General features: G+C 66.9%; 16 protein-coding genes. 6 read left to right on the forward strand and 10 right to left on the reverse strand.

Features of this window, described 5'->3' with window-relative positions; all coding sequences use genetic code 11:
• Window positions 1-88 precede the first annotated feature (88 nt).
• Window positions 89-481: a DUF6314 family protein gene (locus BLR51_RS13970; RefSeq protein ID WP_089847989.1), complete on the reverse strand. Its 393-nt coding sequence runs from the start codon at window positions 479-481 to the stop codon at window positions 89-91.
• A gap of 138 nt (window positions 482-619) precedes the next feature.
• Here BLR51_RS13970 and purB point away from each other — a divergent pair, with 138 nt between their 5' ends.
• The 4 genes from purB to BLR51_RS13990 all read left to right on the forward strand — a co-directional run bounded on the left by purB (window position 620) and on the right by BLR51_RS13990 (window position 4,438).
• Window positions 620-1,924 carry an adenylosuccinate lyase gene (gene purB / locus BLR51_RS13975; RefSeq protein WP_089847991.1) on the forward strand — a complete coding sequence of 435 codons (1,305 nt, stop codon included), beginning with the start codon at window positions 620-622 and terminating at the stop codon, window positions 1,922-1,924.
• A 166-nt stretch (window positions 1,925-2,090) separates the two neighbouring features.
• Window positions 2,091-2,243, forward strand: coding sequence for an adenylosuccinate lyase (locus tag BLR51_RS13980; RefSeq protein ID WP_089847993.1), 153 nt, complete (start codon window positions 2,091-2,093; stop codon window positions 2,241-2,243).
• A 128-nt stretch (window positions 2,244-2,371) separates the two neighbouring features.
• Window positions 2,372-3,433: a flagellar motor switch protein FliG gene (locus tag BLR51_RS13985; protein WP_089847995.1), complete on the forward strand. Its 1,062-nt coding sequence runs from the start codon at window positions 2,372-2,374 to the stop codon at window positions 3,431-3,433.
• A 72-nt stretch (window positions 3,434-3,505) separates the two neighbouring features.
• Window positions 3,506-4,438, forward strand: a complete 933-nt coding sequence (locus BLR51_RS13990; protein WP_165616821.1) for a lysophospholipid acyltransferase family protein — start codon at window positions 3,506-3,508, stop codon at window positions 4,436-4,438.
• Here the strand turns inward: BLR51_RS13990 and BLR51_RS13995 are convergent.
• Window positions 4,435-5,136 carry a DUF1223 domain-containing protein gene (locus BLR51_RS13995; RefSeq protein WP_089847997.1) on the reverse strand — a complete coding sequence of 234 codons (702 nt, stop codon included), beginning with the start codon at window positions 5,134-5,136 and terminating at the stop codon, window positions 4,435-4,437. The genes BLR51_RS13990 and BLR51_RS13995 overlap by 4 nt on opposite strands.
• 219 nt (window positions 5,137-5,355) lie before the next feature.
• Here BLR51_RS13995 and acnA point away from each other — a divergent pair, with 219 nt between their 5' ends.
• A complete protein-coding gene (gene acnA, locus BLR51_RS14000; protein ID WP_089847999.1) occupies window positions 5,356-8,133 on the forward strand; it encodes an aconitate hydratase AcnA in 2,778 nt (925 codons plus the stop codon).
• A 224-nt stretch (window positions 8,134-8,357) separates the two neighbouring features.
• Complete coding sequence (locus BLR51_RS28465; protein WP_269061872.1) at window positions 8,358-8,483, forward strand: hypothetical protein; 126 nt, start codon at window positions 8,358-8,360, stop codon at window positions 8,481-8,483.
• A 102-nt stretch (window positions 8,484-8,585) separates the two neighbouring features.
• Here BLR51_RS28465 and BLR51_RS14005 read toward each other — a convergent pair whose 3' ends face one another.
• The 8 genes from BLR51_RS14005 to secD all read right to left on the reverse strand — a co-directional run bounded on the left by BLR51_RS14005 (window position 8,586) and on the right by secD (window position 14,615).
• The gene (locus BLR51_RS14005) at window positions 8,586-9,131 is read right to left on the reverse strand and encodes a DsbE family thiol:disulfide interchange protein (protein WP_230794482.1); all 546 of its coding nucleotides are present in this window, start codon (window positions 9,129-9,131) and stop codon (window positions 8,586-8,588) included.
• Window positions 9,124-9,279: a heme exporter protein CcmD gene (gene ccmD / locus BLR51_RS14010; protein ID WP_311135838.1), complete on the reverse strand. Its 156-nt coding sequence runs from the start codon at window positions 9,277-9,279 to the stop codon at window positions 9,124-9,126. Before ccmD ends, BLR51_RS14005 begins: the two co-directional genes overlap by 8 nt.
• Window positions 9,279-10,007, reverse strand: a complete 729-nt coding sequence (locus tag BLR51_RS14015) for a heme ABC transporter permease (RefSeq protein WP_089848005.1) — start codon at window positions 10,005-10,007, stop codon at window positions 9,279-9,281. Before BLR51_RS14015 ends, ccmD begins: the two co-directional genes overlap by 1 nt.
• 84 nt (window positions 10,008-10,091) lie before the next feature.
• The gene (gene ccmB / locus BLR51_RS14020; protein ID WP_089848007.1) at window positions 10,092-10,748 is read right to left on the reverse strand and encodes a heme exporter protein CcmB; all 657 of its coding nucleotides are present in this window, start codon (window positions 10,746-10,748) and stop codon (window positions 10,092-10,094) included.
• Entirely contained in the window at window positions 10,745-11,359 is a 615-nt protein-coding gene (gene ccmA, locus BLR51_RS14025; RefSeq protein ID WP_089848009.1) for a heme ABC exporter ATP-binding protein CcmA, read from the reverse strand. The genes ccmB and ccmA overlap by 4 nt, the downstream gene beginning before the upstream one ends.
• 79 nt (window positions 11,360-11,438) lie before the next feature.
• Entirely contained in the window at window positions 11,439-11,792 is a 354-nt protein-coding gene (locus BLR51_RS14030; protein ID WP_089848011.1) for an Mth938-like domain-containing protein, read from the reverse strand.
• Window positions 11,793-11,981: 189 nt separating this feature from the next.
• Window positions 11,982-12,950, reverse strand: coding sequence for a protein translocase subunit SecF (gene secF / locus BLR51_RS28170; protein ID WP_230794478.1), 969 nt, complete (start codon window positions 12,948-12,950; stop codon window positions 11,982-11,984).
• Between the two features lie 3 nt (window positions 12,951-12,953).
• Window positions 12,954-14,615 (reverse strand): protein translocase subunit SecD, encoded by a 1,662-nt coding sequence (gene secD, locus BLR51_RS28175; RefSeq protein ID WP_230794477.1) that lies wholly within the window; start codon window positions 14,613-14,615, stop codon window positions 12,954-12,956.
• Window positions 14,616-14,637 lie beyond the last annotated feature (22 nt).

Genomic DNA, 14,637 nt, shown 5'->3' on the forward strand with positions numbered 1-14,637 from the left:
GTGTCGCAGCAGACTAACCAGACAGGCAGGATAAATACATCATGTTTTTCATGCGATTACAAGAATACCACCGCATACCGGACCGGGCTCAGCCCCGCGCGTAGCGCGACAGCATCTCGTACTCCTTGCGCGGCCCGCCGACCCGCCAGCGCGCCGTCCAGACCGGCCAGAGCGCAAACTCGTACCACACGTCATACTGGTCGGGATCGCACCAATGCGCCGCGTGCCCGCCCTCGGGCGGCACCTGATGGAAATACCGCCCGTCCTCGAAGCGCACCACCAGATCCTCCCCCCAGAGGTAGCGCCGTTCGGCCCGGAACCGGCCCTGCGGCAGGATCAGCTCGCCCGCCTCCTCGCAGACCGCCCCCGCCCCGTCCCGGCGCCAGACCGCGCGCCCCTCGAACCGCGCGCGGCTGCCATCGCCATGGCGGATGTCACGGTCAAGCCGCCACTCTCCCAGAAATGCCTCCAGCCCGCGCACCGTCCTGCCCTTCCTTCGGCTCCAAATATCCCGGGGGTCCGGGGGCAGCGCCCCCGGCCTGCCGCCGGACCCTTGCCGCGACGGCCCCCAAGCCCTATGACGCGCGCAAACCCCACGCAAGCCATCCGAGGACCGCCCATGATCCCCCGTTATGCCCGCCCCGAAATGACCGCGATCTGGGATCCCGCCACCAAGTTCCGCATCTGGTATGAGATCGAGGCGCATGCCTGCGACGCGCAGGCCGATCTGGGCGTCATCCCCCGCGCCAATGCCGAGGCGGTCTGGAAAGCCCGCGACGTGGAGTTCGACGTGGCCCGCATCGACGAGATCGAGGCCGTGACCAAACATGACGTCATCGCCTTCCTGACCCATCTCGCCGAACATGTGGGCTCCGACGAGGCGCGCTTCGTGCATCAGGGCATGACCAGTTCGGACGTGCTCGACACCTGCCTGAACGTGCAGCTGGTGCGCGCCGCCGACATCCTGCTTGCGGACATGGACAAGCTGCTCGCCGCGCTCAAGACCCGCGCCTATGAACACAAGGACACGGTGCGCGTGGGCCGCAGCCACGGGATCCATGCCGAGCCCACCACCATGGGCCTCACCTTCGCGCGCTTCTATGCCGAAATGGACCGCAACAAGGCCCGGCTCGAGCGCGCCCGCGAAGAAATCGCGACCGGCGCCATCTCGGGCGCCGTCGGCACCTTCGCCAATATCGACCCGGCGGTCGAAGAGCATGTCTGCAGGATGCTGGGCCTCACCCCCGAGCCGATCAGCACGCAGGTCATCCCGCGCGACCGCCACGCCATGTTTTTCGCCACGCTGGGCGTCATTGCCTCGAGCATCGAGAACGTCGCCATCGAGATCCGCCACATGCAGCGCACCGAGGTGCTGGAAGGCGCCGAATTCTTCTCCATGGGGCAGAAGGGCTCGTCGGCCATGCCGCACAAGAAGAACCCGGTGCTGACCGAAAACCTGACCGGCCTTGCCCGGCTGGTGCGGATGACGGTGATCCCGGCCATGGAGAACGTGGCGCTCTGGCACGAGCGCGACATCTCGCACAGCTCGGTGGAACGCGGCATCGCGCCGGACGCGACGATCACGCTCGATTTTGCGCTGAACCGTCTCGCCGGGGTGGTCGAGAAGATGATCATCTATCCGCAGAACATGCTCGACAACATGAACAAGTTCCCCGGTCTCGTGATGTCGCAGCGGGTGCTCCTGGCGCTGACACAGGCGGGCGTCAGCCGCGAGGATGCCTATTCCATGGTCCAGCGCAACGCGCTCAAGGTCTGGGAAGAACGTCTCGATTTCCGCGAGCTGCTGCTGGCGGATGCGGAGGTGGTGGCGGCGCTTGGCGTCGACGGCATCAACGAGAAGTTCGACATGGGCTATCACACCAAACATGTGGACACGATCTTCGCCCGCGTCTTCGGCGGCTGAGGGCGCGGGGGGCTCTGCCCCCGCGGGCCGCAGGCCCGCTCCCCCGGGATATTTCCGGTCAGAAGAAGCAGCAGACCGGCGCGGGACCGCGCGCCGGGGCGCATTTCTTTTTGGGACGGGGCATGACCGTGTTAGGCTGGAGCCCTGTCAGCATGGAGGATGCCAGATGACCAAGACCCTTGTGACCGCCGCAGCGCTTGTCGCGGCTTCGGTGACCGGCGCGCTTGCCTGTCCCGCCCATTCCGAAGCCAAGATGAGCTGCGAGGCGGGCATGGCCTATGACGCCGCCAGCCACAGCTGCAAGGTCGTGAACAGCTGAGCCACCGACCCGGGGCGGCGCCGCCCCGGGCATTGCCGCGACCGGGGGCCGATCCGGGGCAGATCTGGAGAGGCTTCGTTAACCCCGGGGGCTTAGCACTGGAGGGGCACCGGAACAGGAGCCCTCGGATGCCGAATCTTCCCCAGCTTGCCGCCCCGCAGCGGATGGGCCTGCCTGCGGCCCGCCCGCCCCTGACCCAGCGCGCCAAGGCCGCGATCATCGTGCAGTTTCTGCTCAACGAAGGCGCGGATGTGCCGCTGTCCTCCCTGCCCGAGGATCTGCAGGCCGAACTGACCCAGCAGCTGGGCCGCATGCGCTATGTCGACCGCGAGACGCTGAATGCCGTGGTCGAGGAATTTGCCGATGCGCTCGATTCCGTGGGGCTGGCCTTTCCCGGCGACATGGCCGGGGCGCTGAGCCTGCTTGACGGGCGGATCAGCGCACGCACCGCGATGCGCCTGCGCAAGGAGGCCGGGGTGCGGCAGACCGGCGATCCGTGGGAGCGGATCAACAAGCTCGACGAAGAGCGGCTGGCGCGGTTCGTCAGCAGCGAATCCACCGAGGTGGCGGCGGTGATGATGTCCAAGATCGACACCGCCAAGGCGGCGAAGGTGCTGGCGCGGCTGCCCGGGGACCGGGCGCGGCGCATCACCTATGCCGTGTCGATGACGGCGGGTGTCAGCCCCGAAGCGGTGGACCGCATCGGCATCAGCCTTGCCGCGCAGCTGGATGCCGAGCCGCTGAAGGCGTTTGAAAAACGTCCCGACGAGCGGCTGGGGGCGATCCTCAACTACGCCGCCTCCGCCAAGCGCGACGAGGTGCTGGGCGGGCTGGAGGAGACCGACCGCGATTTCGCCGAGGCCGTGCGCAAGGCGATCTTCACCTTTGCCAATATCCCCGACCGGCTGAAGAAAAGCGATGTCCCGAAGATCAGCCGCGACGTGCCTGCGGATGTGCTGACGCAGGCCATCGCCTCTGCCAGCAGCGAGGCGGAGCTGCGCACGGTGGAATTCCTGCTGGAGAACATGTCGAAGCGCATGGCGGGCGGCCTGCGCGAGGATGCCGCCGGCATGAGCGTGAAGGGCAAACGCGGCGAGGCCGCGCAGAATGCGGTGATCTCGACCATCCGCGATCTGGTGCAGGCGGGCGAGATCGACCTGAAGGATCCCGACAGCGACGAGGAGGAATGAGCCGCCCCGGCTTGTGCGGCGGGCCCGCGCGGCCTATCTCTGCGCCCGGACCGCGGCGGCACGGAGCAGGGTTTGACACGGATCACGGCACAGCGGAAGCCGCGCGGCGGCAAGGGCGACTGGATCGCCGACCGGGTGCTGCGCGCGCTGATCCGGCTGGCGCTGCGCCTGCCGCTGCGCACGCGGCTGCGGCTGATGGGCTGGACGGTGGCGCGGGTGATCGCGCCGCTGGCGGGCTATCGGGCGCGCGCGATGGAGAATCTGGCCCATGTCTGGCCCGACATGCCAGAGCCGGAACGGCGGCGCATCGCCGATGCGGTGGCCGACAATGCCGGGCGCACGATGATCGAGAATTACGACGTGCCCGGCCTTCTGGCGCGGATGCAGGATGCCCCCATCACCGGCGCGGGCCTGCCCGAGATCGAGGCGGCGCGGGCCGAGGGGCGGCCCGTGCTGTTCGTCACCGGCCATTTCGGCAATTTCGAGGCGCCGCGTGCGGCGCTGGTGGCCCGGGGCTGGCGGATCGGCGGGCTCTACCGCCCCATGGCCAACCCGTTTTTCAACAGCCATTACGCCGCCAACATGCACGCGCTCTCCGATCCGGTTTTCGAACAGGGGCGGCGCGGCACGATGGGGCTGCTGCGGCATATCCGCGATGGCGGCATGGGCGTGCTGCTGTTCGATGTCTACGACAGCGCCGGGGTCACGCTGGATTTTATGGGCCAGCCCGCCCCCACGCTGACCTCCGCCGCCGAGATCGCGGTGAAGACCGGCGCGCTGTTCGTGCCGTTTTTCGGGATCCGGCAGGCGGATGGCCTCAGCTTCGAGGTGGTGTTCGAGGCGCCGGTGCCGCATGGCCCGCCGGTGGAGATGATGGCGGAGGTGACGCGGCGGCTGGAGGCGCGGATCGCCGCGCATCCGGGGCAGTGGTTCTGGATTCACCGGCGCTGGAAGCCCAAGCGGCAGCGCAAGCGCGCGGCGCGGGCGGCGGCGGAGCGGGGCTAGCGCAGCTGCCCCGCGGCGAGGATGGCGCCGAAGGGCGGCTCCTGCAGCAGCACCACCGCCGGATCGCTGCCCTCCAGCGGCACGCGGGTCTGCCACGGCCCCTGCCCGTCCCAGTTCCCCAGCACCTGCCAGCCATGCGCGACATTGGTGTAGGTGATCGAGCGCCCGGCATTTTCGCCGTCGAGGATTTCCACATGGCGTTCGGGGGTGTAGCGCACCAGATGCACCACGGTTTCGGGCGGCAGCGGCGCCAGCGGATCGATCTGCACCACCAGTTCGGCGCCGTCGCGGCTCAGGCTCAGCGTTGCGGGCGCGGGGGCGTCCGACGCGTCGGCGATGGCATCCATCACCTTCATGGCCTGCGAGCCCACCACGTCAAAGCGCCCGTTGACCACCATCTGCGGCGTGTAGATCGACCGGCGCCCGCCGCTGCGGGCATAGCCTTTCTGCCGTTTGGTGAAAGCGGGATCGGCGAAGCTGTCCTTCCAGCCGATGTAATCCCAGTAATCCACATGCAGGGCGAGGGCGATGACATCGTCGCGCCCGCCAAGCCCGGCCAGCACCTCGTCGGCGGGCGGACAGGCGGCGCAGCCCTGAGAGGTGAAAAGCTCGACCACGACCGGGCTGTCATCCGCGGGCGCCGCCGTTGCCGCGCAGGCAAAGGCCAGCGGTGCCATCCAGTTAGTGAGTCGGAACATCTGGCCAGTCTTCCCCATTCTGCTGCCATGTCCGGGGTATCCAAGCGCGTCTGAAATAACCAATCAAGGTTTTGCGAGAGCGGGTGAGGCAAGAATTGCGCACTACGGTATTCTACGGTATACAAAAACGTCGCTGCCCCCCTTGAACGCTGCGCGCCCATGGGGCAGAAGGCAGAGCAAGCGAACCCCTTTTCTCCAGCCATTGATAGGGAGCCAGACATGCCCATCGTAGTCGGCCAAGATACATCCAGCACGCGCAAGACGCTTGAGGTGAACGGCACGTCCTTCGCCTATTACTCCATCCCCGCCGCCGAGGCCGCAGGGCTTGGTGACTTTTCGCAGCTGCCCGCCGCGCTGAAGGTGGTGCTGGAAAACATGCTCCGTTTCGAAGACGGCAAGACGGTGTCGGTGGACGACATCAAGGCCTTCTCTGACTGGGGCAAGCAGGGCGGCCAGAACCCGCGCGAGATCGCCTATCGCCCCGCCCGCGTGCTGATGCAGGATTTCACCGGCGTGCCCGCCGTGGTCGATCTTGCCGCCATGCGCGACGGCATCAAGGCCCTGGGCGGGGACGCGCAGAAGATCAACCCGCTGAACCCGGTGGATCTGGTCATCGACCATTCGGTGATGATCGACGAATTCGGCAACCCGCGCGCGTTCCAGATGAACGTGGACCGCGAATACGAGCGCAACATCGAACGTTACGAGTTCCTGAAATGGGGCCAGTCGGCGTTCAACAACTTCCGCGTCGTGCCCCCGGGCACCGGCATCTGCCATCAGGTCAACCTTGAATACCTGTCGCAGACCGTCTGGACCGACAGCGATCAGGACGGCGTCGAAGTCGCCTATCCCGACACGCTGGTGGGCACCGACAGCCACACCACCATGGTCAATGGCGCCGCCGTTCTGGGCTGGGGCGTGGGCGGGATCGAGGCCGAGGCCGCGATGCTGGGCCAGCCGATCTCCATGCTGATCCCCGAAGTCGTCGGCTTCAAGCTGACCGGCGAGATGCTGGAAGGCACCACCGGCACCGACCTCGTGCTGAAGGTCGTCGAGATGCTGCGCAAGAAGGGCGTGGTCGGCAAGTTCGTGGAATTCTACGGCGAAGGGCTCGACAACCTGCCGCTGGCGCAGCGCGCCACCATCGCCAACATGGCCCCCGAATACGGCGCCACCTGCGGCTTCTTCCCGATCGACGACGAGACCCTGCGCTACCTGCGCCAGACCGGTCGCGAGGAAGACCGCATCGCGCTGGTCGAAGCCTATGCCAAGGCGAACGGCTTCTGGCGCGGCTCGGATTACGCGCCGATCTACACCGACACGCTGGAGCTGGACATGGGCACCATCGTGCCCGCGATCTCCGGCCCCAAGCGTCCGCAGGATTACCTGCCGCTGACCACCGCCGCTTCGGCCTTCGGCAAGTTCGTCAAGGGCGTGCGCGACGGCAAGGACGCCTCCCCCAAGGAGGAAATCCGCTGGGAAGGTGAAGGCGGCGCCCCCGAACCGCGCGAGATCCCCGGCGACGAGGGTCATCACAACCGCGGCTTCTATCAGGCCGAGGATGGCAGCACCCACCAGCTGCATGACGGCTCCATCGTGATCGCCTCGATCACCTCCTGCACCAACACCTCCAACCCCTATGTGCTGATCGGCGCGGGTCTGGTGGCACGCAAGGCGCGCGCGCTGGGTCTGAACCGCAAGCCGTGGGTCAAGACCTCGCTGGCCCCCGGCTCGCAGGTCGTGACGCAATATCTGGAAGCGGCGGACCTGCAGGAAGATCTGGACGCGATCGGCTTCAACCTCGTGGGCTATGGCTGCACCACCTGCATCGGCAATTCCGGTCCGCTGGACGCGCCGATTTCCAAGGCGATCAACGATCATGACCTGATCGCCACCTCGGTGCTGTCGGGCAACCGCAACTTCGAGGGCCGGATCAGCCCGGACGTGCGCGCCAACTATCTGGCCTCGCCGCCGCTGGTGGTCGCCTATGCGCTGGTGGGCGACATGAATGTCGACATCACCACCGAACCGCTGGGCAATGACCAGAACGGCAACCCCGTCTACCTCAAGGACATCTGGCCGTCGAACGCCGAGATCGCCGAACTGGTGGAGCGGGTGGTGACCCGCGAGGCGTTCCAGTCCAAATATGCTGACGTCTTCAAGGGCGACGAGAAGTGGCAGGGCGTCGAGGTCAATGGCGGAGAGACCTACGCCTGGCCCGCAAGCTCGACCTATATCCAGAACCCGCCCTATTTCCAGGGCATGTCCAAGGATCCGGGGGTCATCACCAATATCGAAGGCGCGCGCATCCTTGCCGTGCTGGGCGACATGATCACCACCGACCACATCTCGCCCGCGGGGTCGTTCAAGGAGACGACGCCTGCCGGGAAATATCTGGTGGAACGTCAGGTGCCGGTGCGGGAGTTCAACTCCTACGGTTCGCGCCGCGGCAACCACGAGGTGATGATGCGCGGAACCTTCGCCAATATCCGCATCAAGAACGAGATGCTGGACGGGGTCGAAGGCGGCTACACCAAGGGTCCGGATGGCGCGCAGAGCTCGATCTATGACGCGGCCATGGCGCATCAGGCCGAAGGCACGCCGCTGGTGATCTTTGGCGGCGAGCTTTACGGTGCCGGGTCCTCGCGGGACTGGGCGGCCAAGGGCACGGCCCTGCTGGGCGTCAAGGCCGTGATCGCGGAAAGCTTCGAGCGCATCCACCGCTCCAACCTCGTGGGCATGGGGGTCATTCCCTTCGAGTTCACCGGGGGCGACACCCGCGAGACGCTGAAGCTGACCGGCGACGAGACCGTGGCGATTGGCGGGCTCGACACCGTGACGCCGCTGGCCGAAGTGCCCTGCACCATCACCTATGCCGATGGCGCCGAGAAGGTCATCCAGCTGAAATGCCGGATCGATACCGCGATCGAGAAGGAATATGTCGAGCATGGCGGCGTGCTGCATTACGTGCTGCGCAACCTTGCCAAGGCGTCCTGATCCGGCGCCCCGCCGCATCGGCTGAACGACATGACCCCGCCGCAGGCCCCGCCTGCGGCGGGGTTTTCCGTTGCCCGCACCAGCGCTGCCTGCTGCGGCGGCAGCCGCGCGCCGCCTGCGCGGAGGTTCGCCGGTGCAGGGCCCGTCCCGCGCGGCGGGGTCTTTACCTTTTGGCGGCAGATGCCATCTGATCAGGACAAAAGACCCGTTCCAAGAGGCCGAGCATGAAACTTCTGACCCTGATCCAGGCCGCAGCACTTGCCGTTCTGGCGGTGTTTGGCGCCTATGCCAGCTCCGAGACCCCCAAGAGCTGCCCGTCGCTGGCGGTGAGCGACCACTGCGACCTCTGAGCGGGTGCAGGCGGTATGGAGGGAGGGGGCGCTGCCCCCTCTTGGCCTGCGGCCAATTCACCCCCGGAGTTTAGGGGCAAGATGAAAGGGCTTTGAGCGCACTCAGTCTTCGGCGGCCAGCGCCTTGTCGAGGGCGGGCAGGAAGACATCGGTGTAGAGCGTGCCTGCCAGCGGGCCCACATGTTTGTGCAGCACCGTGCCGTCGCCCGCGATGATGAAGGTTTCCGGCGGGCCGGTCACGCCCCAGTTGATCGCGGCGCGGCCCTGCGGATCATAGGGCACGCCGATAAAGGGCGAGCCGTCCTCGGTCAGGTAGCCCGAGGCGGCGGCGGTCTGGTCCTTGTAGTTGACGCCGATGATGCGCACGCCATCGGCCTGCAGATCCAGCAGCATGGGATGTTCGGCGCGGCAGGGCGGGCACCAGCTGGCCCAGAAGTTCACCACCGTGACCTCGCCGCTGCGCAGGTCGGCATCGGTTGCGGCGGGAAAGCCCGCGAGCGTCTCGGCGGGCAAGGGCGGCGCGGGCTGGCCGATGAAGGTCGAGGGCAGCGCATTGGGATCGCCACGGTACATGCCGAGATAGGCCATGACCGCGAAGCCCGCGAAGATCACCGGCGGGAGCGCCATGAGCGGCGAGAGTCTAGCCATGTCGGTTCAGCCTTGCTTCCACCTTGTCGAGTTCGGCGCGGGCCCGGCGGGCCCGGGCGATGCTGTGCCAGACCAGCGCGCCAATCATGGCGAGGCTGACCCCGTAGGATCCCAGGACCGCCACCGCGTATTTTCCAAGATCGGGCATCATCCCCGTCCCTCCCGTGCCAGCAGCGCCCGGGTGCGGCGGGCGCGGATTTCCGTCTGGGTCCGCAGAAAGACCAGCGCCACGAACAGCAGCACGAAGCCCGCGATGCAGACCAGCGCCGGATACCAGTAGACATCGGCGACGTTTTCTTCGGCATCGAGCGACAGCGAGGCGCCCTGATGCAGGCCCTGATTCCAGAACAGCACCGCATAGCGCGACAGCAGTGCGAAGACCGAGCCCACGAGGCAGAGGATCGAGGTGAGATCCGCCGCCGTGTCGTCATTCTCGATGGCCTGCCACAGCGCCATATAGCCCAGATAGAACAGGAACAGGATCAGGAAGGAGGTCAGCCGCGGATCCCATTCCCACCATGTCCCCCACATCGGCTGGCCCCAGAAGGCGCCGGTGATCAGGGCGATCAGCGTGAACATCGCCCCGACCGGGGCTGCCGCCCGCGCCGCCAGCGCCGAGACGTGATGGCGGCGCACGATCCAGATCAGCGAGGCCACCAGCATCATCACCCATGCGTTGATCGCCATCATGGCGGCGGGCACATGCAGGTAGAAGATCTTGACCGTGGCGCCCTGCCGGTAATCATCGGGGGTAAAGAAGAAGCCCCAGACCAGCCCCACGGCCAGACACAGCGCCGCACCGCCCGCGATCCATGGCAGGATGCGGTCCGTCACGCGGATGAATTTCACCGGATTGGCATATTCCCAGATCGACATGTGTTTCCTCTACCCCAGCCCCGGCTCCGTTACACTTCAAAACTGCGACAGGGACAATGGGGGCCTCTGCGGCAGCCTGCCGCGCTAGCGCAGGTTGATGCGCAGCACGGCGGCGCTGGCAAAGGGCAGCAGCGCGATCACGCCAAAGCTGATCCCCGCCAGCATCAGCAGCGGCGACTGCAGCGCCAGACCTTCGGCGCCGCGCCGCGCCACCTCGGCGCCGAAGATCAGCGTCGGCACGTAAAGCGGCAGCACCAGCAGCGACAGCAGCAGCCCGCCGCGTTTCAGCCCCACGGTCAGCGCCGCCCCGAAGGTGCCGATCACCGACAGCGCGGGCGTGCCAAGCGCCAGCGACACCACCACCCACAGATAGCCCGCGGGCGGCAGGTTCAGCAGCACCCCCAGCACCGGGGCCGCCAGCACCAGCGGCAGGCCGGTGGTCAGCCAATGCGCCAGCGCCTTGATGCTGACGATACCCTCCATCGGCAGCGGCGCCGTGGCCAGAAGGTCCAGCGAGCCATCCTCCCAGTCCAGCGCGAAGATGCGGTCCAGCGACAGCAGGCAGGCAAGCAGCGCGCCGATCCACAGCACCCCCGGCCCGATGCGGGTCAGCAGCGCGGTTTCCGGCCCGACCCCGAAGGGCACCAGCACCGTGACGATGAGGAAAAACGCAAGCCCGAGCCCGAAGCCCCCGCCCGCACGCAGCGCCAGCCGCAGATCGCGCCAGAGCAGCGCCGTCACAGGAAGGCCTCGTCCTGAAGGGCGGCGCGGGGGGCGGCGCGGTAGGGGGTGACATCGAGGATCCGCGCCTCGGTCAGGCCCAGATCGATATGGGTGGCGATCAGCGCGCAGCCGCCCGAGGCCAGATGGCGGCGCACCACCCCGGCGAAGAGCGCGACCGAGGCCGCATCCAGCGAGACGGTGGGTTCGTCCAGCACCCAGACCGGGCGCGCGGTGACCATGAGCCGCGCCAGACCGAGCCGCCGCTTCTGCCCCGCCGACAGGCTGCCCGCCAGCCGGTCCTGCAGCGGGTCCAGATCGAAGGCCGCAAGCGCCGGTTTGATGTCGGAGGCGCCAAAGACCTGCGCCCAGAAGCGCAGGTTTTCCGCCACGCTCAGCATGGATTTCAGCCCGTCGGCATGGGCGGCATAGGCGATGCGGTCTTCGGTGCCGCTCAGGCTGCCGGCGAGCGGCGGCTGCAGGCCCGCCACGGTGCGCAGCAGCGTGGTCTTGCCCGAACCGTTGGGCCCGCGCAGCACAAGCGCCTGTCCGGGCCCCAGCACAAAGCTCAGCCCCTCCAGCACCGGCACCCCGCCGCGGGCCACCGCAAGATCCTGCGCGATCACATCCATGATCTGCCTTTAGCCCAGCCCTTCTGCACGGGAAAGCGGCAAAGCCGCCCCGCGACAAGGTGTTGCGGCCCCGCCCCGGTCAGACCGGCAGCACGGCCAGCGCCACCCGGCGGCCTTCGGCCAGCAGCACGTTATAGGTCCGGCAGGCGGAGGGAGAGTTCATCACCTCGACGCCCACGCCTGCCTGTTCCAGACGTTCGGTCAGGCTTTGCGGCAAAAAGGCGATGTCCCGCCCCGTGCCCACGAACAGCACGTCGATGCTGTCTGCCAGCGCCAGCAGCGTGTCTTCGTCGGAAAGTCCGCCCCAGCCGATACGGCCGCGCGGCGTCATGCAGACCGGCCCGTCCACGGCCTGTCCGCCGATGCGGAAAAACCCGGGGCCGTAGCCCTCGACCGGCATCGCATCGCTATACGTGATCTCGTTCAACCGCATGGTGATCCCCTTATCCCACACAGGCAATCCGCGGACGGATTGCATCCCCGATCAGCTGTCAGGCCACAGGACACGGCAAACCTCCCCCCGCGTCGGCATATGCCGCGTCTGGCCTGACCGCAGCAGTGACCATAGGGCAGCGGGGCTGAAAAGCCAAGGCCCGGCACAAATCCGCGCCGGGCCCGCACCTCAGACGAAGGGACCGGCTTTCTTGGCCTCGGCCTCTGCCTCGGGCTTCGACCAGTCGCGCTTGACCCCGAACCACAAGAGCAGCGCCGTGGCGATGAAGACCGAGGAATAGGTGCCGACCAGCACGCCCCAGATCATCGCGAAGACAAAGCCGCGGATCACGTCGCCGCCCAGCACGAACAGTGCCACCAGCGCCAGCAGCGTGGTGAAGGAGGTCATGAAGGTCCGGCTCAGCGTCTCGTTGATCGACAGGTTCAGCACCTCTCGCAGCTCGGTCTTCTTGTATTTCACCAGATTCTCGCGGACCCGGTCAAAGACCACCACGGTGTCGTTCAGCGAATAGCCGACGATCGTCAGCAATGCCGCGATGGTGGTCAGGTCGAACTTGATCTGCAGCTCTGAAAAGACGCCGATGGTCAGCACCACGTCATGGATCAGCGCGATCACCGCCCCCGCCGCGAACTGCCATTCGAAGCGCAGCCAGATATAGACCAGCACCGCCGCCAGCGACAGCGCCACCGCCTGAATCGCCGTCCAGATCAGTTCGCCCGACACCTTGGGCCCCACCGATTCCACAGAGATGAAGCGGATGTCGGGGGCCACGCCCTGCAGCGCCGCCTCGACCTGCGCGATGGTGTCCTGACTGACCGCCTCCACGTCGTCCTGCGCCTGAATGCGCACCATGGCCACGTTCTGGTCGGGGCCGAAGGAGGGGTCGAACACCTCCGAGATCAGCACGTCACCCAGATCAAGCGCGGCCAGCGCCTCGCGATAGGCGCCCACATCCACGGGTTCGGTGGTTTCGGTGCGGATGGTGGTGCCGCCCCGGAAGTCGATGCCGTAGTTGAGACCGCGCAGCGCGAAGCTTGCCAGCGCCAGCACGATCATCACGGCGGAAATGCCCAGCCACAGCTTCCAGCGGCTGAAGAAGTCAAAGCTGGTATTGTCGGGGATGATACGAAGACGCATGGCTCAGACCTCGATGCTTTTGGGGCGGCGGCGTGCGAACCACATGGAGACCAGCAACCGGGTGACAAAGATCGCCGTGAACACCGAGGTCAGGATCCCCAGACCCAGCGTGATGGCAAAACCGCGCACCGGGCCGGAGCCCATGACATACAGGATGGTGGCGGTCAGGAAGGTGGTGATGTTGGCATCGACAATGGCCGACAGCGCCTTCTCGTAGCCCAGTTCGATGGCGCGGGCCGGGCCGCGCGCGGTCTTCAGTTCCTCGCGGATGCGTTCGAACACCAGCACGTTGGCATCCACCGCCATGCCGACCGTCAGCACGATGCCCGCAATCCCGGGCAGGGTCAGCGTGGCCCCCACCAGCGACAGCAGGCCGAAGATCAGGCCGATATTGATGATGAGCGCGATATTGGCAAAGAGTCCGAAGAGGCCATAGCTCGCCCACATGAAGCCCAGCACCGCGATGAAGGCCACCGCCGTGGCAAGCTTGCCCGCCTCGATGCTGTCCTGCCCCAGTTCCGGGCCGATGGTGCGTTCTTCAAGGAAATCCATCCCCGCAGGCAGCGCGCCCGCGCGCAGCAGCACCGCAAGGTTGGTGGACTGTTCCACGGTGAAATTGCCGGTGATGATGCCCGACCCGCCGGGGATGTGGCTCTGGATCACCGGGGCGGAAATCACCTCGCCATCCAGAACGATGGCGAAGGGGCTGCCGATATTGGCGGCGGTGTAATCGCCGAATTTCCGCGCCCCCGAAGGGTTGAAGCGGAAATTGACCGCAGGCTGCCCGTTCTGGTCAAAGGCGGGCTGCGCATCCACCAGTTCCTCGCCGGTGACGACGGGTGCCTGTTCCAGCACATAGAACACGCCCTCCTCGTCCTGCGACGGCATGATCTCGTTGCCGACCCCGGCACTGGTGTCGGGATTGCTGGTGCGGCTGACGACGCCCTGAAAGGTCAGCTGCGCCGTGGTGCCGATGATGGCTTTCAGTTCTGCCGCCGATCCCACGCCCGGCACCTGAATCAGGATGCGGTCGGCGCCCTGACGCTGGATGGTGGGTTCGCGGGTGCCGACCTCGTCGATGCGGCGGCGGATGATTTCAAGGCTCTGCTGCATGGTGCGGTCATCGGTGGCCTGCTGTTCGGCCTCCGACAGGCGGACCACGATATCGGATCCCTCGCCCGCCACCTGCAGATCGGTGGTGCCCGCCCCGGTCATGGAGACCACGGGCCGCGCCAGTCCGCGCACCAGTTCCAGCGCGCGGGCCATGCCGTCCGGTTCGGAAATGCGCACGCGCAGCTCGCCCGGGGGCGAAGGCTGCAGGCGGATGGTGCCCACAGAGTCCCGCTCGCCGCGCAGGATGTCGCGGACATCGGGCCAGAGCGCTTCCATGCGCGACTGATAGACCTCGGCCACCTTGACCTCGGCCAGCAGATGCGCGCCGCCGCGCAGGTCGAGCCCGAGATTCACCAGTCCCGAGGGCAGCCAGTCCGGCCAGCCCGCACGGGCGGCCTCGCGCTCTGCGGTGGCGCCGCTTTCCTCGATGGCGGCGACCGCGTCATTATGCGCCTCGACGCGGTTGTAGAACAGGTTGGGGCTGGCCAAGGCCAGCCCCACGATGACAGTCGCCCAGACAAGCAGGCGTTTCCAGAGATCGATCTGCAGCATGTGTCGGGCGTTTTCCGTTTAT

The sequence above is a fragment of the Salipiger marinus genome, assembly GCF_900100085.1.
GTDB classification, from domain to species: domain Bacteria; phylum Pseudomonadota; class Alphaproteobacteria; order Rhodobacterales; family Rhodobacteraceae; genus Salipiger; species Salipiger marinus.